At 73.5% G+C, this 22066-nt stretch carries 23 protein-coding genes and 1 pseudogene; 10 read left to right on the plus strand and 14 right to left on the minus strand.

Going from position 1 to position 22066, the window contains the following annotated elements; all coding sequences use genetic code 11:
• Positions 1-12 precede the first annotated feature (12 nt).
• From ACEPPI_RS22290 to ACEPPI_RS22300, 3 genes are all read right to left on the minus strand, one after another.
• Positions 13-1041 (minus strand): TolB family protein, encoded by a 1029-nt coding sequence (locus ACEPPI_RS22290; protein ID WP_373917040.1) that lies wholly within the window; start codon positions 1039-1041, stop codon positions 13-15.
• A gap of 91 nt (positions 1042-1132) precedes the next feature.
• The gene (locus ACEPPI_RS22295; protein WP_373917014.1) at positions 1133-2395 is read right to left on the minus strand and encodes an MFS transporter; all 1263 of its coding nucleotides are present in this window, start codon (positions 2393-2395) and stop codon (positions 1133-1135) included.
• Positions 2396-2397: 2 nt separating this feature from the next.
• A complete protein-coding gene (locus ACEPPI_RS22300; protein ID WP_356222217.1) occupies positions 2398-3279 on the minus strand; it encodes an alkaline phosphatase family protein in 882 nt (293 codons plus the stop codon).
• 263 nt (positions 3280-3542) lie between these two features.
• Between ACEPPI_RS22300 and ACEPPI_RS22305 the strand changes: the two genes are divergently transcribed.
• Positions 3543-4988, plus strand: a complete 1446-nt coding sequence (locus ACEPPI_RS22305; protein ID WP_373917015.1) for an alpha/beta hydrolase-fold protein — start codon at positions 3543-3545, stop codon at positions 4986-4988.
• Here ACEPPI_RS22305 and ACEPPI_RS22310 read toward each other — a convergent pair.
• Positions 4966-6420, minus strand: coding sequence for a carboxylesterase/lipase family protein (locus ACEPPI_RS22310; protein ID WP_373917016.1), 1455 nt, complete (start codon positions 6418-6420; stop codon positions 4966-4968). The two genes, ACEPPI_RS22305 and ACEPPI_RS22310, sit on opposite strands and share 23 nt — an antisense overlap.
• A 117-nt stretch (positions 6421-6537) precedes the next feature.
• On the opposite strand from ACEPPI_RS22310, the gene ACEPPI_RS22315 reads away from it, so the two are divergent.
• Positions 6538-6873 (plus strand): hypothetical protein, encoded by a 336-nt coding sequence (locus ACEPPI_RS22315; RefSeq protein WP_373917017.1) that lies wholly within the window; start codon positions 6538-6540, stop codon positions 6871-6873.
• A gap of 95 nt (positions 6874-6968) precedes the next feature.
• Positions 6969-7256 carry a chaplin gene (locus ACEPPI_RS22320; RefSeq protein ID WP_285538223.1) on the plus strand — a complete coding sequence of 96 codons (288 nt, stop codon included), beginning with the start codon at positions 6969-6971 and terminating at the stop codon, positions 7254-7256.
• A 74-nt stretch (positions 7257-7330) separates the two neighbouring features.
• Here ACEPPI_RS22320 and ACEPPI_RS22325 read toward each other — a convergent pair.
• From ACEPPI_RS22325 to ACEPPI_RS22340, 4 genes and pseudogenes are all read right to left on the minus strand, one after another.
• Positions 7331-7694: pseudogene (locus ACEPPI_RS22325) on the minus strand (transposase); the annotation flags it as partial.
• 73 nt (positions 7695-7767) lie between these two features.
• Positions 7768-8631: a tyrosinase family protein gene (locus tag ACEPPI_RS22330; RefSeq protein WP_373917018.1), complete on the minus strand. Its 864-nt coding sequence runs from the start codon at positions 8629-8631 to the stop codon at positions 7768-7770.
• A gap of 25 nt (positions 8632-8656) precedes the next feature.
• Positions 8657-9037 (minus strand): tyrosinase family oxidase copper chaperone, encoded by a 381-nt coding sequence (locus ACEPPI_RS22335; protein ID WP_373917019.1) that lies wholly within the window; start codon positions 9035-9037, stop codon positions 8657-8659.
• Positions 9038-9096: 59 nt separating this feature from the next.
• A complete protein-coding gene (locus ACEPPI_RS22340; protein WP_373917020.1) occupies positions 9097-9627 on the minus strand; it encodes a GNAT family N-acetyltransferase in 531 nt (176 codons plus the stop codon).
• Positions 9628-9833: 206 nt separating this feature from the next.
• Between ACEPPI_RS22340 and ACEPPI_RS22345 the strand changes: the two genes are divergently transcribed.
• On the plus strand, positions 9834-10037 hold the full coding sequence (locus ACEPPI_RS22345) for a hypothetical protein (RefSeq protein WP_373917021.1): 204 nt from the start codon (positions 9834-9836) through the stop codon (positions 10035-10037).
• Positions 10038-10048: 11 nt separating this feature from the next.
• Positions 10049-10861 carry a hypothetical protein gene (locus tag ACEPPI_RS22350; protein ID WP_373917022.1) on the plus strand — a complete coding sequence of 271 codons (813 nt, stop codon included), beginning with the start codon at positions 10049-10051 and terminating at the stop codon, positions 10859-10861.
• Between the two features lie 88 nt (positions 10862-10949).
• Here ACEPPI_RS22350 and ACEPPI_RS22355 read toward each other — a convergent pair whose 3' ends face one another.
• Genes ACEPPI_RS22355 through ACEPPI_RS22365 form a run of 3 tightly spaced genes read right to left on the minus strand, consistent with a single transcriptional unit; the run spans position 10950 to position 14250 of the window.
• The gene (locus ACEPPI_RS22355) at positions 10950-12068 is read right to left on the minus strand and encodes an acyl-CoA dehydrogenase family protein (protein WP_373917023.1); all 1119 of its coding nucleotides are present in this window, start codon (positions 12066-12068) and stop codon (positions 10950-10952) included.
• Positions 12065-13255, minus strand: a complete 1191-nt coding sequence (locus ACEPPI_RS22360; protein ID WP_373917024.1) for an acyl-CoA dehydrogenase family protein — start codon at positions 13253-13255, stop codon at positions 12065-12067. Before ACEPPI_RS22360 ends, ACEPPI_RS22355 begins: the two co-directional genes overlap by 4 nt.
• Positions 13252-14250, minus strand: coding sequence for an NADPH:quinone oxidoreductase family protein (locus tag ACEPPI_RS22365; protein WP_373917025.1), 999 nt, complete (start codon positions 14248-14250; stop codon positions 13252-13254). Before ACEPPI_RS22365 ends, ACEPPI_RS22360 begins: the two co-directional genes overlap by 4 nt.
• Positions 14251-14541: 291 nt before the next feature.
• Between ACEPPI_RS22365 and ACEPPI_RS22370 the strand changes: the two genes are divergently transcribed.
• Complete coding sequence (locus tag ACEPPI_RS22370) at positions 14542-15675, plus strand: hypothetical protein (protein WP_373917026.1); 1134 nt, start codon at positions 14542-14544, stop codon at positions 15673-15675.
• Positions 15676-15860: 185 nt separating this feature from the next.
• Here ACEPPI_RS22370 and ACEPPI_RS22375 read toward each other — a convergent pair whose 3' ends face one another.
• Entirely contained in the window at positions 15861-16625 is a 765-nt protein-coding gene (locus ACEPPI_RS22375; RefSeq protein ID WP_373917027.1) for a PIG-L deacetylase family protein, read from the minus strand.
• A 249-nt stretch (positions 16626-16874) separates the two neighbouring features.
• On the opposite strand from ACEPPI_RS22375, the gene ACEPPI_RS22380 reads away from it, so the two are divergent.
• Positions 16875-17471 (plus strand): DUF6232 family protein, encoded by a 597-nt coding sequence (locus ACEPPI_RS22380; protein WP_373917028.1) that lies wholly within the window; start codon positions 16875-16877, stop codon positions 17469-17471.
• The gene (locus ACEPPI_RS22385; protein WP_373917029.1) at positions 17468-17791 is read left to right on the plus strand and encodes a hypothetical protein; all 324 of its coding nucleotides are present in this window, start codon (positions 17468-17470) and stop codon (positions 17789-17791) included. Before ACEPPI_RS22380 ends, ACEPPI_RS22385 begins: the two co-directional genes overlap by 4 nt.
• Positions 17792-17866: 75 nt before the next feature.
• Here ACEPPI_RS22385 and ACEPPI_RS22390 read toward each other — a convergent pair whose 3' ends face one another.
• The gene (locus ACEPPI_RS22390) at positions 17867-18952 is read right to left on the minus strand and encodes an S-(hydroxymethyl)mycothiol dehydrogenase (protein ID WP_371675281.1); all 1086 of its coding nucleotides are present in this window, start codon (positions 18950-18952) and stop codon (positions 17867-17869) included.
• Positions 18953-19025: 73 nt separating this feature from the next.
• The gene (locus ACEPPI_RS22395) at positions 19026-20027 is read right to left on the minus strand and encodes a LysR substrate-binding domain-containing protein (RefSeq protein WP_373917030.1); all 1002 of its coding nucleotides are present in this window, start codon (positions 20025-20027) and stop codon (positions 19026-19028) included.
• A gap of 70 nt (positions 20028-20097) precedes the next feature.
• On the opposite strand from ACEPPI_RS22395, the gene ACEPPI_RS22400 reads away from it, so the two are divergent.
• Both ACEPPI_RS22400 and ACEPPI_RS22405 read left to right on the plus strand, forming a co-directional pair.
• On the plus strand, positions 20098-21030 hold the full coding sequence (locus ACEPPI_RS22400; RefSeq protein WP_373917031.1) for a dihydrodipicolinate synthase family protein: 933 nt from the start codon (positions 20098-20100) through the stop codon (positions 21028-21030).
• A 34-nt stretch (positions 21031-21064) separates the two neighbouring features.
• Positions 21065-21691 carry a hypothetical protein gene (locus tag ACEPPI_RS22405; protein ID WP_373917032.1) on the plus strand — a complete coding sequence of 209 codons (627 nt, stop codon included), beginning with the start codon at positions 21065-21067 and terminating at the stop codon, positions 21689-21691.
• The last annotated feature ends 375 nt before the right edge of the window (positions 21692-22066 follow it).

Here is a 22066-nt window from a genome sequence, read left to right on the forward strand (position 1 = left end):
CTCCTCAGCGGCTCAGCCGAGGAAGGCCGGGGCGAGGGCCGAGGGCATCAGCCGGGCGGGGGCTCCGCTGCCGTCCGCCGGCAGGGAGTACAGGTCGGCGCCGAAGTCGCCGGGCAGGGAGTAGACGACGGTCCGGTCGTCGCTCCACACCACCTGGTCGTCCACGCTGCGCTCCTCGGCGAGCGGGGTCTCCTTCATCGAGGCCAGGTCGAGGAGGTAGAGGCGCCACGGGGCGTCGGCCGACAGGCCGGGCACCCGCTTCTTGAACACCAGCCGGGTCCCGTCCGGGGACAGCGAGGGGCATTCGAGGTTCTCCCGCAGGGTGGTCACCGTGCGCGCGGCCAGGTCGCCCCGGACCAGGTAGGTGTGTCCGCCGGTGGCCAGCGTCGCGTAGAAGGTCTTCTCGTCGGCGGCGAAGGTGACCCCCCAGAAGTTCACGTCGGCGTTGCGGTAGGTCTCGCCGTCCTTGCGGATCGTGAAGTCCTCCAGGGTGGCGTCGTACTTCCCGGTGCGCAGGTCCAGCAGTGAGGTGCGGGTGGAGAAGTTCGTACCGGCGTACGAGTCTCCGCCGACGAACACGGTCCAGGCGACGAGGTGGCCGCCGGGCGAAACCCGGGCGCGGGTCGGGATGCCGGCCAGGGGGCGGTCGGTGATCTCCTTGAGGTGCGAGTCGAGCACCACGGCCCGGTAGCTCTCCTGCACGGCGCCCTCTTCCGCCCGGAGGCAGATCCCGGTGCCCCCGGCGGAGTGGAAGCGCAGGCACTTCACCCCGGAGGCGGTCCGTGGGCCCTCGGGCGCGTCCGCCGGGACGGTGGCGAGCTCGTCGCGGAAGGGACCCCAGGCCATGTTGCGGAAGACGAGTCGCCGCCCGCCGCCGTCCGGGGCCAGGGTGACCTCGCCGTGGGAGACGGCCGGGCCACCCGCCCGTGCGTGGTTCTTCTCGTCGGCCCGCGACGAGGCACGGACGAAGGCGAGCACCCCCACGACCGTGAGCAGGACGACCGCGCTCACCAGGATCAGCATCCGGCGCCGCGGGGTCATCGGGGACGGGCTCGCCGGGGACGGGGCCTCGGGGGGCGTGGTCGTGGGGGGCGTGGCGGTCATCGGGGCCTTTCGGGGAAAGCGGCGGGGATCAGGCGTCGGCGGGGCGGAGGCGGACGCAGCAGGCGACGGCCACGGCGAGCAGCACGGCGGCCACGGCGAGGGCGGGGCGGGCCCCCCACAGGGTCCAGGCGGCGCCGAAGCCGAGGGAGGCGGCGAACCGGGCGAGGGCCTGGCCGGTCTGGACGAGGGCCAGCCCGCCGCCGCGGTGCTCCTCGGGGACGGCCCCGGCGGCCTCGGCCATGAGCACGCCGTCGGTGGCCGCGTAGAAGCCGCCGTGCAGCAGGAGCACCGCGTACGGCAGGGCGGGGTGCCCGCCGCCGGCCAGGAGCAGTCCGTAGACGAGCAGCAGCGCGAGGTGACCGCCGAGGAAGACGCGGCGGCGGCCGACGCGGTCGGCGAGCCGGCCGAGCGGCAGGGCCAGCAGGAAGAAGGCGGCCGCGGTGCCGAGCGGGAGCAGGGCGAACCAGCGGTCGGCGATTCCGGTGGCGCGCTGGAGCAGCAGGAAGACGAAGGCGTCGCTGACGGTACACAGGCCCAGCAGCAGGGCGCCGAGGCTGATCCGGCGCAGGTCGCGGCGGCGCAGCAGCCCGAGGGAGGCCCGCAGGGAGACGGGCTCGGCGTCGGGGGCGGGCACGGCGCGGCGGCCCGGTACGAACAGCACCAGGACCAGGACGCCCAGGGCGGCGACGCAGGCGCTGACGGTGAAGACGGCGTCGTAGCCGCCTGCGGCGCCCCGCAGGATGAGGAAGGCGAGGATCGGCCCGATCAGCGCGCCGGCGGTGTCCATGGCCCGGTGCACGCCGAAGGCCCGGCCGCGGTCCTCGGGGGTGGCGGCCAGCGAGATCAGGGCGTCGCGCGGGGCGGTGCGCAGGCCCTTGCCGGTGCGGTCGAGGGCGAGCACGGCGCCGATCGCGGGCAGGGTGTGCGCGATCAGCAGGAGGGGCTTGCACAGGGCGGAGAGGCCGTAGCCGATCCCGGCGAGTGCCTTGTGGCGGCCGAAGCGGTCGCCGAGGTGGCCTCCGGTGAGCCGGACCAGGGCGCTGACGCCGTTGTAGACGCCGTCGAGCAGGCCGAAGCCGAGCGGGGAGAGCCCGAGTCCGGCGACGAGGTAGAGCGGGAGCACGGCCGTGACCATCTCCGAGGAGACGTCGGTGATCAGGCTGACCGTGCCGAGGGCGAGCACCGTGGGGGCGAGGGCGGCGCGCCGCCCCGGGCGGGTGCCCGGGGCGACGGCCTGCGACTCGGGGAGCACGGCGGGCGCGTTGTTCGCGCGCGAGTCCGCGACGTACATGGTCAGGAGGTCCAGATCCCCGTGATGTCGGTGGCGGTGGCGGCGTTCCCGGCGTGGGTGGTCAGCCCGGCCAGGTCCTCCAGCGTCCGCAGCATGTCGTAGTGGTTGTACGTGGTGCTCGACGTGGAGCCGGGGGTGACGGGCTGGCCGTAGAGCACGGTCGGGATCTTGTTCCCGGCGAGCCGGTTGTCCTCGTCGAAGGTGACGACCAGGAGGCTGTTGTGGGTCTTGGCCCAGTCGGCGTAGGCCTTGAGGTTGTTCTTGAGCCAGGTGTCGCCGGTGCCGACGGAGCAGTCGTGCATGTCGCTGCAGAGGTTCGGGACGACGAAGGACACCTTGGGCAGGGTGGTGTAGTCCGTGGGGAACTGCGTCATCGTCTTCGCCGTGCTGGTGGGCACGTTGGAGAAGGCGAACCAGGGGTTGTGCTTGCGGGCGTAGTTGCCACTGGAGCAGGTGGTGGAGCCCTGGCTGGGGAGGGTCTCGTTGTAGCTGGCCCAGCTCTTGCCCGCGGCTATCAGCTCGGAGGCCAGATTGGGCGCGGAGCTGAATCCGGGCGTGTAGCAGCTGTCGCCCGTGACGCCCTGGTTGGAGCCCGAGAAGAGCTGGAGGTAGTTGGGCTGGCTGGGGTGGGTGATGCCGAAGGAGTTGGTGAGGTTCGCTCCGCCCGTCTTCAGGGAGTTGATGTACGGGGCGCTGGAGCTGCCGATGACCTGGCTGTAGGCGTGGTTCTCGAACACCACCACGACGACGTGGTCGGGGGCGGGCAGGGCCGCGGCGTGGGCGGGCTGTGCGGCTCCGATGCCCGCCCAGAGCGCGGTGCCGGCGGCGGTGACGGCGAAGGCGGTGGCCAGGGCGGCCTTACGACGGGACCATGAAGTGGTCATGCCAAACACGGGACGTACCTCCGGGCGTGAGGGGGTCTGGGGGCGGCGGCGCGGACGCACCATACCCAGGGGCATGTGCATGGGCCAGGGACGGTGGACCAACAGCACGGGAACAGCGCGGGCCCGCCAGGCGACGGGTAACGACCTCCCCCCGGAAATCTCAAGAGAAGTAAAAATGAGGAACCCGGAAGGACTATCGTTCATCATTCGAACGGAAGCAGTCCAACCCCAAACGGGGCAGCAACAGCCGGAGACCACCGCAGATGTCGCACGATTCCGACGGGCAGTACCAGCCGCCGTACCGGCCGGACGGGCAGTACCCGCAGCAGCCCCCGTACGGTCAGCAACAGGGCCGACAGCAGGGCCAGCCGCAGTACGCGCCCCAGGGCCGCTCCCAGCCTCCCTACGGCCAGCCCCCGCAGGGCCGCCCCCCGCAGGGTCAGCAGCCCTACGGCCGGCCCGGGTACGCACAGCCGCAGCAGGGCGGGGCCCCCTACGGCCAGAACGGCTACGGGCAGCAGGACCAGGGGTACGAGGCCCCCACGATGCAGCAGCCCCGCTACGAGCAGCCGCCCTACCAGCAGCAGCACCAGCAGCAGCAGCAGCAGTACGACCAGTACGACCAGTACGAGCCCCCCTACGGGGAGGAGCCCCCGCGCCGGAAGTCCAAGGCGAAGAAGTGGATCATCGCCGGAGTCTCGGTCCTGGCCCTCGCGGGCATCGCCGCGGGCGCCATGAGCTACTTCGAGATACCGCCGTTCACCGACAAGGGCGAGGCCGTCTCCTTCGGTAAGCCCGCGGGCGACAAGGGCGGGGCGGCCAAGGCGGCGCCCAACTCGAAGATGTCGATGCCCACGAACCCGACGGCCCAGTTCAAGAACGCGTCGACCCTGTCGGACGGCACCCACGTGGCGGTCACCGAGCTGGACGGCAAGAAGTCCGGCTTCAAGGGGAAGGTGTGGGTCTGGGCTCCGAAGGAGTACAACGACCCCAAGTTCGCCAAGAGCGGCTTCCCGGTCATGATCGCCCTGCCCGGCGGCGCCGGCTACCCGATGAACTACTGGATGGGTACCGACCTCAAGCTCCAGTCCAGCATCAGCCAGTGGTACTCCGAGGGGAAGAGCAAGCCCTTCATCCTGGCGATGCCGGTGCTCAACCCGCAGCCGGACGAGCCCAAGGCCATCTACTGGGACGGCTCCGACATCCCGGGGCAGCCCAAGATGGGCACCTGGCTGACCGACGACGTCCCGGACCTGATGCGGGAGAACTTCCGCACGATCAAGTCGCGTGACGGCTGGGCCTTCATGGGCTCCTCCACCGGCGGCTTCTCCAGCCTCAAGGCCGTGCTCAAGTACCCGGAGAAGTTCAAGGCCGCGATCTGCTCCGGACCGGACATCGTCCCGGACTCCCCCCTGTGGGTGGGCCATGACAAGGAGAAGGCCGAGAACAACCCGGAGCTGCTCGCCAAGCAGCTCATCGACAAGAAGGGCCCGGACGTCTACCTGGCCTTCCAGGTCGGCGACAACGAGAGCAACAAGAAAACGCTCCCGGACGTGCAGAAGTTCGTCTCCACCTATACCAAGGGGCCGATCCACACCAGCCTGAGAGTGATCCCGGGCGGCCAGCACAACGCCAAGACCTACGTGCCGAACATGGGCGAGGGACCGATCGAGTTCATCAGCAAGGTCATGGAAGGACCAGTGGAGTAACAGCCTCCGCACGCACTGCCTCCGGCTCCGGCCCGCCGAACACCTTCGGCGGGCCGTTGCCGTTCCAGGGCTCCCAGCCGGGGTCCCCGGTCACCGCGAAGCGCACCCACGCCGCGTGCATCTCGTCGGCGAGCGCCTGCGGGGCGTCCGGCCCGGCCAGCCAGGAAGACTCCGGTACGCCGAGGGTGTCGAAGACGAAGCCGAGCTCCAGGGCGTGGCAGGCCCCGAGGCCCGGTACGCCGCTGGGCCAGGCGAACTCGTACAGGTGGCTCGGCGCCGCCCGCCGGGCCCCGGCGATCCGCCGCAGCGGGTCGCGCAGCAGCCGGTCGGTCATCAGGTGCCCGGTCAGGTCGGCCGGACCGGCCCCGGGCAGGGCGGCGCGCAGCGCCCGTACGGCGACCCGGTCCTTGCCGCTGCGGACCCGGCCCAGCGCCACCGCCAGCGGGCCCAGCCGGTCCAGCAGCCGCATCGCGCCGGTCGGCGCGAGCCAGAGCCGGTGTTCCTGGGAGGTCCAGCCCAGCAGCAGCGGCACCTCGGAGGCGACTGCGGCCTCCAGCGGGTCGCCTGGCAGCGTGGCGGGGTCGGTGACCAGGCCGAAGGCGGGGCCGCCGAGCACCGGGGAGGAGCGCCGCAGGACGGCCTCCTGGGCGGTGAGCAGGGCCGGCAGCCCGGCCGCTGCGAAGGCGGCCGCCGTGGCGGGCACCTTGAGCAGCGAGGCCATCCGGCGGACCATGGCGCGCACCTTCTCGCGCGGCAGCGCCTCGGGGGCTCCGCTCTGCAGGACGGCCCGCGCGAACAGGCCCTCGGCGCGGGGGGCCGCGAGCAGGGCGCCCACGCTGATCGCCCCGGCGGACTCCCCGAAGACGGTGACGCGGCCGGGATCGCCGCCGAAGGCCGCGATGTTGTCCCGGACCCATTCGAGGGCGGCGATCTGGTCGAGGAGGCCGCGGTTGGCGGGGGCGTCGGGGAAGAGCCCGTAACCGAGCACGCCGAGGCGGAAGTTGACCGAGACGAGCACGACCCCGTCGCGGGCGAAGGCGGAGCCGTCGTAGACGGGGACGGCGGAGGAGCCCCGGGTGTGGGCGCCGCCGTGCAGCCACACCATGACGGGCAGCCGGGCCGCGGGCGCCGTGTCGGGGGTCCACACGTTGACGGTGAGGCAGTCCTCGCCGGGGATCTCCGGGTCGGGCAGCAGGGCGGCGAAGGTCTCGGGGTAGGGCACCTTGGGGGCGGTGGGGCCGAACTCCCCCGCGTCGCGTACGCCGTCCCAGGCCCGCGGGGGTCCGGGGGCCGCGAAGGCGCTCGGGCCGACGGGCGGGGCCGCGTAGGGGACGCCCCGGAAGACGGCGGTCCCGCCGGGGCCCCACCGGCCCTCCACCGTGCCGTGTGCGGTACCTGCCCGGGGCCGTCCGCCGCCGCTCGCCGTGCTCATCCGTGCTCTCCTCGGTCCTCGCCCGTCGGTCCTCACCCGCGCTCCGGGCACGGTCGCACAGGCGTGCCGGGGGTGACAAGGCGTGACCCGGGCCGGGGCCGTCCTGGTTGGACCGGCATGCGAACCGTTCGGAACCCCCGCGCCCCACGCGTCCTGTCCGCCCTGCTGCTGGCCGCGGCCGGCCTCTCGGGGGCCGTCGGCCCCGCCCTGGCCGCCGGGCCCGACTTCCAGTACGTCGGCCAGGACGACCGGGTCCACGGCGTGGCCTCCCCAAAGGGCTGTGTCGAGGCGGAGGGCGGCGGCACCCGGGCCGTCACCAACCGGACCCGGGCCACCGCGACCCTCTACCGCGAACCGCGCTGCGCGGGGCCGGCCGTGGCGGTCCTGCTGCCCGGAACGGTGACCCAGGTGCGGCAGTACTTCGCGTCCGTCCGGTTCTCCTTCACCGGGTAGGCCCACGGACCGTGACCACTCGGCTCCCGCCGCGTTGTATGCCATGTCAAATGCCGCAACCACTGCGGCGCCCCACATCTCACGAGGAGATCTTGATGTCGCGTATCGCGAAGGCGTTCGTCATCACCGCTGCTGCCGGTAGCGCCCTGGCCGCCGGTGCGGGTCTGGCGGCTGCCGATGCCGGAGCGCACGGTGCGGCGGTCGGCTCCCCCGGTGTCCTGTCGGGCAACCTCGTCCAGGTTCCGGTCCACGTCCCGGTCAACGTCTGCGGCAACACCGTGAACGTGGTCGGCCTGCTGAACCCGGCCTTCGGCAACACCTGCATCAACGCGTCGGGCGGCGAGCACGGCGACCACCACACCCAGGGCGGCTACGGCGGCTGACCACCGGCCCGAACTGACGAGAAGGGCTCCCGCTCCCCACGGGACCCTGTTGGTCAATTCCGCCCCGCTGGATCTCATCCAGCGGGGCGGAGTGCTGCGAAGGGTGAGATGCGGGCTTTGGCGAGTGGTCTGCCGGTGAGCCAGGCGTCGAGGCGGGCGAGGTTGATGGCGGCGCCGGTCAGCTGATGCTGTAACGGTTTCGGCAAGGCCGCGGTAGCGGGATCGGCGCAGGCCGAAAGCCTGGACGGCTTGGGAGATCGCGCCCTCGACGCCGGCTCGGTGGCCGTAGCGGCGGCGCCACTGGTCGGTGTCCTGCTCGGGCCGGGTCTGCTGGAGGATGTCGTGCTCGACGCGGCGCCGCAGGGTGAGGTTGCGGCCGGTCTTGGCATCGGTGCACGAAGTCCTCAGCTCGCAGGGGCCGCAGTCCCGGGCGGCGAACCCCCCGTGCCCCCCGCGCCCCCCGTCCCCCGGGCCCCGGCCCGCCCGGGAGACGGGGCCCGGGGCGGGGAGCTCACGCGTAGCGGTAGACGCCCTGGTGTCCGTACATCTCGCGCGGGCTCACGTCCCACGGCGGCATCGGCTCGTCGAGGGCGATCACCCGGCCCCGCTGGAGGTCGCCCGGGGCGAGGGGGGCGGCCGGCAGGTAGCCGGAGTCGGGGTGGCGCTGCTGCCAGCGGTCCCACAGCAGGTCCACGAAGGCGTGGTGCAGCCAGAAGGCGGGGTCGTTGGGCGCCGTGCCGCCCGTCATGTGGCCGCCGACCCACTGGTGGACCTTGTTGTGGTTGCGCCAGCGCTCGCTCTTGGGCGCGGCCCAGCCCTCCAGCTTGTTGCGGAAGCCGCCGTCGGCGGCGGTGGAGTCCCAGGGCGAGCTGTCGTAGAGGGGGTCGTCGAGCGCCCACTGGAGTTCGGCCGGGGTGGGCAGGGAGATCGGGTTGCCCGGACGGCCGAGGTTGCGGGTGAGGAACCGGGCCTCGGTGATCCCCACGGTGATCGTCCAGTTGCCGCGTTCGTAGGCGAAGGGGCCGGTCATCACCTGCCGGTCGCTCTCGCGGCCCGTGCCGCCGAGGAAGTCGTCGGCCCACAGGGAGGAGACGGGGCTGGTGTCGGTGGTCCAGTCCCAGTACGGGACGGACACCCCCGGGTCGAGGGACCGCAGCTCCTTCTCGAACTCCAGCAGGTAGCGCCGGTGCCAGGGGAAGAAGGACGGGGACATGTGCCCGACGCGCAGTTTGCGGTCCCGGTCGGGCACGAAGTACCGGTCGTGGGTCCGCACGAACTCGTCGTACGTGCCGTTGCGCTTGAGCTCCAGCACGGCCGCCGTGAACCGCTTCTTCTGGGCGCCGGTCAGGTCCTTCTGGTTCTGCCGCGTGTACAAGGCGGGGCTCCTCCCGGGATGTCCGTCAGCCGTGGTGCGGGGCCGCGAGGGCCAGCTGGTTGGTGCCGAGTTCGTCGACGGCGGCCCGGGCCAGCTCCACCGGGGTCGCGAAGGACTCGAAGTGGTTGACCCCGCTGAGGTAACTGCCGTCGGCACGCCGCATGACGTGCAGGGGACGGCCGTCGATGCGCACCGCGGCCCCCGCGAGGTCGACGCTGATGTGGCGGCCGCGGTACGTCTCCTCGGTGAGCGGCGCCGGGGTGAGCGTCTGGCGCGGGCGCCGGGCCCCGAGGACGGGGGCCAGGACCGCGGCCGTGCCGGCGAGCACGGCCGCGGTGAAGGCCGTACGCAAGACCGTGCGGCGGCTCGGTCGGGCTGCTGCTGCTGCTGCTGCTGCTGCGTACATACGGTCTCCCTCGCTCGGTGTTCCGCGCTACGGGGTCTAACGCGGCGTGGCGGGCGAGGTCACCTCCGCTCGGGGTGCTTGTAGTAGAGGGTCGTGGGGCGCAGCCGCCCGGCCGGGTCGGTGGCGTAGTCGGGGATGGTGCCGGCCTCGGTCCAGCCGGCCGCGCGGTAGACCCGTTCGGCCGGACTGCCGGTCTCCGTGTCGAGAAACAGCAGGACGATCCCGGCGACGGCGGCCTGGTGCTCGGCCTCGGCGAGCAGGGCACGGGCGGTGCCGCGGCCCCGGGCGGACGGGTGGACCATCAGCTTGCGCAGTTCGGCGCGGTGGCGGCCGTTCGGCTTGGTCTCCCGGTGCCAGCCGACGGTGCCGTCGAGCCGGCCGTCGGGGCCCCGGGAGATCCAGAGGGCGAGGGTGCCCTCCTCGACCGTGGGCAGCAGGGAGTCCCACCAGTCGGCGGACTCCTCGTGGCCGAGGCCGGTGAGGAAGCCGAGGGAGGCTCCGTCCGCGACGACGTCGCGCAGGAGGGCGGCGAGTTCGTCGCGGTGGGCGCGCAGTGCGGGCGCGGTGAGGCGGGTGAGGGTGGCCGTCATGGGGCGAGGATAGGAATCCGCCCGTGGCGCGGCGCGGGCGGGGCCGGGTGCGGGCCCCTGACGGGACGGCCACCGACGGCGAACCGGCGGACGAACCGGCGGACGGACCGGGGTGCCGGGGTGTCCGTGTCGCCAAGTCACGCACTGTGTAAGCTGATTGGTGAAGATCATTTATTGATCCACGTCAGACTTCTGGGGGACCACACATGAATCCGACCACCCGTAACGCCGCCGTCGTCGCGGCCGCCGTCGCCGCGCTCACCGGAGCGGCCACCGCCGGTTCCGCGAGCCCGGCCGCCCCGGCCGACCGGGACGGCATCAGCGTCGTCGCGCACATGGCGATGGTCTCCCCTCCCGCCACCCCGGCCGAGGGCACCCTGGCCACGGTCCAGCACGGGTACCTGTCGTAACGGCCGCCCGCATGGACGATCCACTGGCCGCCCCGGCGGCCGGTCCGACCGTGGTGGAGAGGCTGGTCGAGCTCTCCACCCGGTTGCAGGCGATGTGGGAGGCCACGCCGACGGTGATGCTCCCGGGCTGGGGGCACCCGTTCCGGTCCCTCGCCGAGCTGCTCCCCGAGCGGGACCTGCTGCTCGCCGACCGGAACCCGCAGATGGTGCCGCTGCTGTGGTACCCGGCGCTGCGCGCGCCCGGACCCGCCGGCCCGGTGGTCGAGGTCTTCGACCACCTGCCGGGCGACCGGCCCGCGTCCCCGCTGATGCTGCGCCGGCAGGACCTCGCGGGTCTCTACAGCTGGGCGGTGTGCACCGCCTCGGCCGTGGAGTGGATCGGGAGCGTCACCGGCGGCGCGCCCCTGGTGGAGGTGGGCGCCGGATCCGGCTACTGGGCACGGCAGTTGTCCCTCGCCGGGGTCGGCGTCGTGGCCACCGACCTGCATCCCGTCGAGGGGAACGGCTTCACCCACGGCTTCCGTTACGCCGAGGTCGAAACGCTCGCGGCGGCCGAGGCGGTGCGCCGTCACCCCGGGCACACGCTGCTGCTGGTGTGGCCCCCTCCCGCGGACCCGATGGCCGTACGGGCCCTGCGCGCCTACCGCGGGGATCTGTTCCTCTACGTCGGCGAGGGCCCCGGCGGGATGTGCGCCGACGCCGCCTTCTTCGCGGAGCTGCGCCGCCACTGGACCGTCGAGGCCGTCTGCCGGCCGACGGTCCGCTGGCTGGGTCACGCGGACCGCGTCACGCTCTACCGCAGGCGCCGTCCGAAGCGGCCCTGACGCCGCGGCCGGCCGGGCGGGCCCACCCGCCCGCCGGTCCACCGGGCCGGGTCCACCGGGTCACCGGGTCCACCGGCCGGCCGCGGCTTCAGGCCGGCGCGGGGAGTTCCGCGAAATCCGCCACGAGGCCCAGGTGGTGGCCCGTGGTACCCAGGGCGAGGGAGTCGGCCTTGGCCCGCTTGAGGTAGAGGTGGGCGGGGTGTTCCCAGGTCATGCCGATGCCCCCGTGCAGCTGGACGCACTCCTCGGCGGCCCGGACCGCGACCCCCGAGCAGTAGGCCTGGGCGACCGCGACCGTGAGCGGCGCGTCGGGCGACACCGTCGCGAGGGCGTCGGCTGCTGCGCGGGCCGCCGCGCGGGCGGAGGCCACGTCGAGCCAGAGCCGGGCGAGACGGTGCTTGAGGGCCTGGAAGGAGCCGACGGGCCGGTTGAACTGGTGGCGGCCCCGCACGTGGGCGACGGTCTCGGTGAGGCACCACTCGGCCAGGCCGAGCTGTTCGGAGGCCAGCAGTCCGGCGCCGGACAGCAGTGCTCCGGCGACGGCCGCCCGCGCGGTCGCGGGGTCCGCGAGGCGGGTGCCGGGGGTCCCGTCGAGGGTGACGGTGGCGAGCGGCCGGGTGAGGTCCAGCGGGACGGCCGGGGTCAGCCGGGCCCCGGCCGCGGGGACGGCGTACAGCCCGGTGTCGGCCAGGACCAGCAGGACGTCGGCCGCCGTCGCGTCGGCCACGGAGGTGACGGTGCCGGTCAGCGCGCCCCCGCCGGACTCGCGCGGCGGCCGGGGCAGGGGGGCGCCGGGGGCCTGGGTGAGGGGGAGGGCGGGGACGCAGATCTGCCGTCCGGCCGCGAGTTCGCGCAGCAGGTCGCCGGCCTCGGCGGTGTCGCACCCGAGCAGGATCTCGGTGGCCAGGACGCAGCCGGTCAGGTACGGAACGGGGGCGACGGCCCGGCCGAGCTCCTCCAGGACCACGGCGGCCTCGCGGTGGCTCGCGCCCGCTCCCCCGAGCTTCTCGGGGACGAGCAGCCCGGCGGCGCCGATCCCGGAAGCGAGCGTGCGCCACAGAGCGGGGTCGTGCGGGCGACCGCTCTCCGCGCGGGCCAGCACGGTCGCGGGAGCGCAGTGGTCGGCGAGCAACGCCCTTACGACGGAGCGGAGTTCCTCCTCGGTGTCGGAGTAGAGCAGGTCGAGGGAGGCGCGCGAGGCGGTCATCGGGCGAGGTCCTTCCAGGCGATGTCCTTGTCGTCGCGCGGTTCGGCGGGCAGACCCAGGACGCGTTCGGCGACGATGTTGAGGAGGATTTCGCTGGTGCCGCCCTCGATGCTGTTGCCCTTGGCGCGCAGGTAGCGGTAGCCGGCGTCGCGGCCGGTGAAGTCGACGGTCTCGGGGCGGCGCAGGGTCCAGTCCTCGTAGAGGAGTCCCTCCTCGCCGAGGAGTTCCACCTCCAGGCCGCTGATCTCCTGGTTGAGGCGGGCGAAGGTGAGCTTCATGCCGCTGCCCTCGGGGCCCGGCTGTCCGGCGACGAGTTGCTGGCGCAGCCGCTCCCCGGTGAGCCGGGCCACTTCGGCCTCGACCCACAGGCCGAGCAGCCGCTGGTGCAGGGCGTGGGTGCGCAGTGCGGGGCGTTCGCGCCAGACCGCGGCGACCGGGCCGATCATGCCGCCCTCGCGGGGGATGCGCATCCCGCCGATCGAGACGCGTTCGTTCATCAGGGTGGTGCGGGCAACGGCCCAGCCCTGGCCGACGGCACCCAGGCGGTGCGCGTCGGGGATCCGGACGCCGGTGAGGAAGACCTCGTTGAACTCGGCCTCGCCGGTGATCTGGCGCAGGGGACGGACCTCGACCCCGGGGGCGCGCATATCGCAGAGGAAGTAGGTGATGCCCTGGTGTTTGGGCAGGGTGGGGTCGGTGCGGGCGATGAGGATGGCCCAGCGGGCGGTATGGGCGCTGGAGGTCCACACCTTCTGGCCGTCGACGACCCACTCGCCAGTGGTGTCGTCGAGGACGGCGCGGGTGCCGAGGGCGGCGAGGTCGGAGCCCGCGCCGGGTTCGCTGAAGAGCTGGCACCAGACCTCCTCCCCCAGCCACAGGGGACGCAGGAAGCGCCGCTTCTGCTCCTCGGTCCCGTAGGCGAGGATCGTGGGGGCCGCCATGCCGAGGCCGATGCCGATGCGGCGCGGGTCGTTGTCCGGGGCCCCCGCGGCCTCCAGTTCGGCGTCGACGACGGCCTGCAGCGAGCGGGGCGCACCGAGGCCGCCGAGGCCCTCGGGGTAGTGCACCCAGGCGAGTCCGGCGTCGAAGCGGGCGCCCAGGAAGGCGGGGCGGGCGGTGGTGGCGGGCGGGTGCGCGGCGAGCAGGGCCCGGGTACGGGCGGCGAGCTCCTCGGCGGTGGGCGTCATCGGTCGGCTCCGTCCGGGGCGGGCGCGTCCTGGGAGGGCAGGGACGGTACGACGACCAGCCGGCCGGTGGTGGTGCCGTCGGCGAGGCGCTGGACAGCGGCGGCCGCCGCGGCCAGCGGGACGCGTTCGCTGACCAGCGGTGTGACGAGGCCCTCGGCGGCCAGGCGGGTGAGCTCGGTGTGGCAGGCGAGGACGGCGGCGGGGTCCTTGGCGGCGTACAGACCCCAGTGCAGGCCGAGGATGGCGTAGTTCTTCACCAGGGCGTGGTTGAGCGCGGGCGTGGGGACGGTGCCGCCGGCGAACCCGACGACCACGATCCGGCCCTCGAAGGCCACGCACTTGGTGGAGGCGGTGTAGGCGTCGCCGCCGACCGGGTCGTAGACGACGTCGGCCCCGCGCCCGGCGGTGAACTCCTTGACGCGGGCGACCAGGTCCTCGGCGGTGCGGTCGATGACCAGGTCACAGCCCAGTTCCTCGGCGGTGCGCGCCTTGGCCTTGCCCCCGACGACCCCTATGACGGTCGCTCCGGCAGCCTTGCCGAGCTGGACGGCGGCGCTGCCGACGCCGCCCGCCGCGGCGTGCACGAGCAGGGTCTCCCCGCTCTGCAGCCGGGCGCGGCGGTGCAGGCCGAACCAGCCGGTCTGGTAGCCGATGTGCAGGGCGGCGGCCTCGGCGTCGTCGAGGGTGTCCGGGGCGGGCAGGAGGGCGCGCGCGGGGGCGGTCACGTACTCGGCGAACCCGCCGTGGGGCAGGCTCGGGTTGGCGATGACGCGGCGGCCGTCCTCGGTCTCCCCGCAGATCTCGACGCCCGGTGTGAAGGGCAGCGGCGGCTTGATCTGGTACTGGCCGCGGACGAGGAGCGCGTCGGGGAAGTTGACGTTCGCCGCGAGCACCCTGAGCCGCACCTCGCCCTCGCCGGGCACGGGTTCGGGTACCTCTTCGAGACGCATGGCCTCGCGGGGTTCGCCGGTCGTGTGTACTCGCCATGCCTGCATCCGGGGCCTCCAGCCGCCGTCGAGGGACCACGCTCGGCGGCATACTAAGCGGTCGCTTGCACCCTTGGGAACCCTTGACCGGCCCGTGCCCCCGTCAGGTGCCACCGGTGACCGGGGCGGCCGCTTCCGAAATTCAGACACACGAACGACGGGTTAACTCATGTGTCTGGAGATAGCATCAACACGCCGCTTTCACACGGCATATGACGCAATGGGGGATCACGTGCGCCCGAGCGGGCACCGCTCCGGGCGCACGGCCGCGCCACCACCGCACACCACAGGGGGAATCCGATGAACAGCACGCCCATGAGACGGGGCGCCTCCGCGGCCGCCGCCGCGATCGTCCTCGCCTCGATCGTCACCGCCGCGGGCCCGGCCTCGGCCGCCACCACCTGCACGCCCAGGATCCAGGTACTGGGCTCGACCGGGTCGTCCCTCCACAACCCGGGCAACCGGCAGGCCGAGGGGGTCAACGACCTCGGCAAGGGCAACCTGTCCGTCGGCGTCTCCGGCGGCCTGCCCGTCTACTGGACCGGGACCACCCTCCACAAGGTCCCGCTGCCCGCGGCGGTCCTCGACGGCGAGCTGCTCGCCGTGAACAAGAACGGCCTGATGGTCGGCCGGATCTTCACCGGCGGCGGCTACGTGTTCACCTACCGGGCGGGCGACGCGGCGATCACCCCGCTGCCCGGGAGCGACGACCCGTACGGCGAGGCCGACGTCAACGACGCCGGGTACGTCGTCTCGCGCAACCGGGCGGGCGTGGGCCTCGTCTGGAAGGACGGCCAGAAGGTCCGCGAGCTCGCGCCGCCGGCGGGCGCCGATCCGCACACCCGCGTCGACCTGGTCACGGGCATCAACAACAGGGGCGACATCCTCGGCACGGCCAAGGTGGACTACACCGACGACGGCGACAATCAGCATTGGGACGTCACCCCGGTGCTCTGGCCCGCCGGCGGCGGCCCGGCCGTCTCCCTCGCCCCCAGCGGCGGCGGCAAGTACCAGGAGAGCTTCGTCCAGGGCCTCGACGAGAGCGGTCGCGTCGTCGGCTACGACTGGTACGGGCCCGGGTACGCGTACAAGCCGTGGACCTGGACGGCCCCGTACACCGCGCCCGGCACCTCCCCCGGTGTGCTGAACCCGTTCCCCTACGGCACCTTCGAGGCGATCAGCCCCACGACCAACGTCAGCGTCGGCACCGCCAAGTTCCACCCCGACGAGCCGACCCAGGCCGACCAGGCACAGCTCTGGCCGGGCTCGGGCCCGCTGCTGGCCCTGCCGCGGCTCGCCGCGGACAAGGCCAGCATGGCCGAGTCGGTCTCCGACGACGGCCGGGTCGGCGGGGCCGCCGTGAACGCGAAGGGCAAGCTGAAGCCGGTGATCTGGACCTGTGCCACCAAGCAGGCGTACCTGCCGAAGCCGTAGGCCCGTCACGGGCATGGCGATCTGAGCGCCGACGCGCCATCGATGCCCCATGACGGACAACGCTCGGCGTGGCCTGCCCGCGCCACCGCCCCTCGGTGCTCGCCGGTCTCCGTGGAGACGGTGTCGATCACCGTGGCCCGCACCCCCGCCCTACCTGATGGACCGTCAGGTCAGGGCGGGGCGCGTCAGCGGGGGAAGACCTCGAACGCCACCGCCGGACGGCCGCCGAAGCGGTCCGCGACCCGTTCGGCGTTGCCGGTCAGGAAGGTCCGCACGTACTCCTCCGGGTCCTGGTCGGTCAGTACCTCGATGTACGCCTTGTGCTCCATCAGGGACCTGACGGAGCGCTCCAGTCCGGGGGTGGCGTCGGCCGCGTGGGTCGGCGTCGCGGTACCGGCCACGGCGACCCACCGCACTCCGTCCCAGGGTTCCAGTCCCCGCTCGGAGATCAGCTCCGGGAAGATCCAGCGGTTTCCCGCGTCGGCGGCGGCGTCCAGGGTGGCCCGGCCGACGGCCCGGTGGTCGGGGGTGTTCCAGGAGCCACCGCCGCCGGGGCCGCCCCAGGTGTCCCGGTGATTGAGGGTGATCACCAGCTCGGGGCGGTGCCGCCGGATGGCCGCCGCGATGTCCCGGCGCAGACCGAGGCCGTACTCGACGACCCCGTCGCGGTGGCCGAGGAACTCCACCGTGGAAACCCCGACGACGGCCGCGCTCGCACGCTGTTCGGCCTCGCGCAGCGGGGCGCACTCGTCCGGGGCGATGGTGTCGATGCCCGCCTCCCCGCGCGTGGCCAGGACGTAGACGACCTCGCGGCCGCCGTCCGTCCAGTCGGCGACGGCCGCGGCGCAGCCGTACTCCAGGTCGTCGGGGTGGGCGACCACCGCGAGGGCACGCTGCCAGTCGGTGGGCATCGGCTGCAAGGGCGCCTGCTGATCGGCTCGTTCGCTCATGCTCCGCACCCTAGCGCCGTGGACGGAAAGGTTTGCCGGGTCGCGGTGTTCGGTGCGGTGCGTCGCAAGGCGGAGGGCCACGGGGCCGGAATTCGCCTTGCGGCAGGGGCATGACAGGTCGTTAATAGGGCTCCGCTCCGACCCGGCTCCGTCTCAGGGGGATGCATGGAAACGAACGGGCCACCGCCACCAGAGCAGTCACCACCGTTGCCCCCACCGCCGTCGCGGCCGCGGCCCGGCGCACCGCAAGTGCCGCAGGGCCCGCCGGGGCAGCCGCCGGCCGGCTACGCCGGGCTGCCCTCCTCGCTCGATCTCGCCGTCACCAAGCGGCTGTTGTGGGTGGGCGGGGCGGTGTACCCGCTGCAGAACGTCGCCCGCGTCTACACCTTCGTCCTCAAGCCCCGGCGCAAGGAATCCGTCGTCACCTTCGCACGGCGGACGGCGCTCACCCTCCTCGCGGCGCTCGGCTTCACCGTGTTCGGGACCATCGCGGGCTTCCTGGCCCCCAGCGCCGACACGACCTTCGACGGTACCATCCGGTTCGTCTGGATCGCCTCCGGGATCGGCCTCCTGTACTACTTCGCGGACATGATGGCCGTGCTGACGGCGGCCTCCCACTTCGTCCTGGCCGTCGAGTCCAACGGGCAGTCGACCGCCCTCGTCACCGGCCGTCCCGACCACCTCAACGGGCTCGTGCACCAGATCGCGTACGCGATCGAGAACCCGGACACGGAACTGCGCGTGCGGGTGGAGCGTCTGACCATCAGCAATCCCAGCCACTACTACTTCGGCGACACCGTGAACATGTACGGCGGCCAGGGAAACTCGGGGGTGACCCACGGATGAGCGGCGACACCGTGAACATGTACGGCGGGCAGGGCAACCAGGGCATCGTCCACCAGCACGCGGCGCCCGTTGCCCCGTCCGCGGAGCAGGCCGTGCGCGAACTCCTCGCGCTGCTCGCGGAGCTGCGCGCGCAGGTGCCCGACGAGTCCGCGCGGTGCATCGACTCCGCCCTCCCGGCCATCACGGCCGACGCCGCCGTTCCCCCAGCGGAACGGCACCGGGCGCTGATGGCGGTGGCCGGCATCGCCGCCACCGTCGGGGCGATCGGGACACCCGTGCTCGAAGCCGTCCGCGCGCTCCTCGCGCTGCTCGGCGCCTGACGGGGAACCCCGGACGGGTGACCGGCCCGCGGGTGCGCCCGCGGGCCGGCCACCACCGGAGGTGGCCGGGTCGGGTCAGAACTGCACGACCGAGCGGAGCACCTCGCCGCGTTCCATACGGGCGAAGGCGTCCTCGACCCCGTCGAGCGGGATGGTCTCGGAGACGAAGGCGTCGAGGTCGAGCCGGCCCTGGAGGTAGAGGTCGATCAGGAGCGGGAAGTCCCGCTCCGGCAGGCAGTCCCCGTACCAGGAGGACTTCAGCGCGCCGCCGCGCCCGAAGACGTCCAGGAGCGGCAGTTCGAGCTTCATCTCCGGCGTCGGTACGCCGACCAGCACCACCGTGCCCGCGAGGTCGCGGGCGTAGAAGGCCTGCCGGTAGGTCTCTGGGCGGCCCACCGCCTCGATGACGACGTCCGCGCCGTTGCCGCCGGTCAGCTCCTGGACGGCCTTGACCACGTCCTCCGTGCGCCCGTTGACGGTGTGGGTGGCGCCGAGGCCGCGCGCCCACTCCAGCTTCCGGTCGTCCAGGTCCACGGCGATGATCTTCGAGGCGCCCGCCAGCCGGGCACCGGCCACCGCCGCGTTGCCCACTCCCCCGCACCCGATGACGGCGACCGAGTCGCCGCGCCCGACGTTGCCGGTGTTCAGGGCGGCGCCGAGGCCGGCCATCACCCCGCAGCCGAGGAGCCCGGCGGCGGCCGGGGAGGCGGCCGGGTCCACCTTGGTGCACTGCCCGGCGGCGACCAGGGTCTTCTCGGCGAAGGCCCCGATGCCCAGCGCCGGGGAGAGCGGGGTGCCGTCCTCCAGGGTCATGGGCTGGGTGGCGTTGTGCGTGGCGAAGCAGTACCAGGGACGGCCACGCCGACAGGCCCGGCAGGTGCCGCACACCGCGCGCCAGTTGAGGACGACGAAGTCGCCGGGGGCGACCGAGGTGACGTCCGGTCCGACGGACTCCACGACGCCGGCCGCCTCGTGCCCGAGGAGGAAGGGGAACTCGTCGTTGATCCCGCCCTCCCGGTAGTGCAGATCGGTGTGACAGACCCCGCAGGCCTGGATCTTGACCAGGGCTTCGCCCGGCCCCGGGTCGGGCACGAGGATCGTGGTCGTCTCCACCGGTGCGCCCTTGCTCCGCGCGATGACACCTCGTACGCGATGCGTCACGTCATACCCCGTTCTGATCGGATCGGTCTGGATCATCGAACGTACACGGGCGCCGCCCGGTACGGGAGTTGCGTCACGCTTCCGCGCGCGCTGCGGCCAGATCCGGTGGTACGGCGGCCCGCAGGGCGGCCGTGAAGGCGGCCACGGCGGGGTGGGCCCCGGCCCCGCCGCGGAAAGCGATCTTGGTGCGGCGTTCCATGCGCAGGCGGACGAGGTTCACCCCGGGCCCGGCCGGCCCGGTGACGCCGAGCTGCGGCACCACCGCGACCCCCTGGCCCACGGCGACCAGCGCGAGGACGGTGGCGAACTCGTCCACCTGATGGCGCACCCGGGGGGTGAACCCGGCGGCCCGGCAGGCCCGGACGGTCATGGCGTGGCAGAGGGTACCGGGGGTGGCGGTGATCCAGGGATCGTCCCGGTGCGCGCGCAGGACCGCGTCCTGCGCGGGACCGCCCGCGGGCGGGGCGTCCGGGTCTGCGGGGTCGGGGTCCGTGGGGGCGGGGACCGTGGGGGCGGGGACGGACATCGGGGTGGTGGCGGTGGGCGCCGGGGTGGCCAGGTACATCGCCTCCCCGTACAGCGGCCGCGTGGCCAGCCCCGGCTCGGGCGGCTCGGGGACGAGGTCGTACTCGTGCACCAGCGCCACGTCCAGGTCCCCGGCCCGCAGCGCGTGGGCGACCGCCGCCGGGTCGGTCTCGGACACCATCGGCTCCAGCCCCGGATGGCGGCGGGCCAGGTGCACCAGGGCGGCCGGGACGATGGCCCGCGTGGCGGTCGGGAACGCCCCGATCCGCAGGGCGCCGGCCAGACCGCTGCGGGCCTCGGCCAGATCGGCGTCGGCCCGTTCCAGCCGCTCCAGGACGGCGTCGGCGTGCCGGACCAGGTTCTGGGCGGCCGGCGTGAGCCGGACCGTGCGGCCGGTGCGCTCCAGCAGCGGCAGCCCGGCCTCCCGCTCCAGGACGGAGAGCTGCTGGGAGACGGCGGAGGGGCTGAAGGACAGGGCCTCGGCCACGGCGGCGATGGTGCCGCGGCGGGCGAGTTCCCGCAGGAGCCGCAGGCGGCGTACGTCGAGCATCGGCCCAGCTTACGGTTCGAGTAAGGAATGCGAACTGGATTCGATGCTCGCAGCGCGCCAAGCTCGTCCCATGCGACTGGACACGCACGAAACGACGGCGGACACCTCGGCGGACACCTCGGTGCTCGACGGGATCCACGTCCCGCTCGTCACCCCCTTCGACCGGGCCGGGAACGTCGCCGCGGAGGCCCTGGAGGCGCTCGCGCACGAGGCGCTCGACGCGGGCGCGGCCGGGATCGTGACCCTCGGCACCACCGCGGAGACGGCCATGCTGGAGGAGGCCGAGCGCGATCTGGTCACCGAGGTCTGCGCCCGGGTCTGCCGGGAGCGGGGAAGCCTGCTCACGGTGGGGGCCGGGGCGAGCGGGACGCGGGCGAGCGAGGCCGCACTGGCCCGGCTGGCACGGTGGCCGGGGGTGGGGGCGGCGCTGGTGACGGTGCCGTCGTTCGTACGGCCCTCGGCGGCCGGGGTACTGGCGCACTTCACGCGGCTGGCCGGGGTGAGCCCCGTACCGCTGGTGGTCTACCACATCCCCTACCGGACGGGGCAGCCGCTGGACGCGGTCGCGCTGCGGGCGCTCGGGGCCCTGCCCGGGGTGGCCGGGCTGAAGTACGCGGGCGGCGGCATCGACCAGGAGACGGTGGCACTGCTGGGCGACCTCCCGGACGGGTTCGCCGTCCTGGCCGGGGACGACGCGTACCTGTCACCGATGCTGGCGCTCGGGGCGGTCGGCGGGATCCTGGCCTCGGCCCATCTCGCGACGGAGCGCTTCGTGGAGCTCGCGGCGGCGTGGCGGGCCGGTGACGTGCCGCGCGCACGGGCCCTGGGCCACGCGCTGGCCCGCCTCTCGGCGGCGGCCTTCGCGGAGCCCAACCCGTCGGTGGTCAAGGGCGTACTGCACGCACAGGGCCGGATCCCGACCCCGGACGTACGCCTCCCGCTGCTGCCGGCATCACCGCAGGCGGTCGCGGCCACCCTGAAGGAATTGGCCGAAATCCGCTAGGCGCGGAGGGGTCGATCCCCTGTTCACCGGGGCCATGGGGAACGGTGCGACGGGCTCGGGGCCGGGCGCCCTCGCCCGGTCGCGCCTGCTCGTGGCGCACGAGGGACGCCGGCTGAGGAGCCTCGCCCTGTGGGTGGCCCGGCGCAGGGACGGCGTCGGGGCGGGGGACACCGCCGCCGGGTACGCGCGGGCCCAGGCGCCGACCTCGTACGGGCTGGTCTTCGTGTTCGCGCTGGAGACCGCCGGGGTGTCGTTCATGCTCGCCCCGTATCCGGTGGCCCACCTGGTGATGCTGGTCCTCGACCTCTACACGGTGCTCCTGGCGCTCGGGCTGCACGCGGCAGCGGTCACCCGGCCCCACGTGGTCGGGCCCGCCGGGGTGCGGGTGCGCCACCGCACCTCCCTCGACCTGTGGATACCGGCGGAGCTGATCGCCTCCGCCCGCGAGGAACTCCGCTTCCCCGACGCGAACCGGTCCGAGGAGGGGGTCCTGGACGCGGCCGTGGCCGGTCAGACCTCGCTCACCCTGGAGCCGGTCCGGCCGGTCACGGTGGTCGGGGCGTGGGGTGGGCGGGCCCGGGTGCGTACGGTGCGGTGCCACGCCGACGAGCCGCGGGCCGCCGTGGCGGCGATCCGGAAGCTGCTGCCCGCCGCCCTCTGAGGCGCGGCGGCGCCGGAAAAAGTCCATGATGGGCGATTCGCCGCCATCGCCCCGGTCGCCCGAATCGGCAGCATCGGTCGGCTAATTGGCCGTATTGCGCGAAGCGGTATTCCGACCCGCCAAACCGTGACGTCAGTCACGCGCGCCCGTTCAACATCAATTCCCGCGCCGCGCCGATTTCCTTTTCCCGGAAAGGGAATCGCCCCTTTCCGGGATCTCCATTCAAGGTCATTTACCGGACCGCGGACGGGAAGTCGATCTCCTCGGGGAATTCACACCTTGTTCCGGTCCCCCGCGCTCGCCTACGGTCACCCTCACTCCCGGCGGCCGCACACCGAATCCGGTCGGCGCCAGGGCTCTCCCGTACCCCCACGT

Source organism: Streptomyces sp. AB3(2024) (assembly GCF_041862025.1).
Classification (GTDB): Bacteria; Actinomycetota; Actinomycetes; order Streptomycetales; family Streptomycetaceae; genus Streptomyces.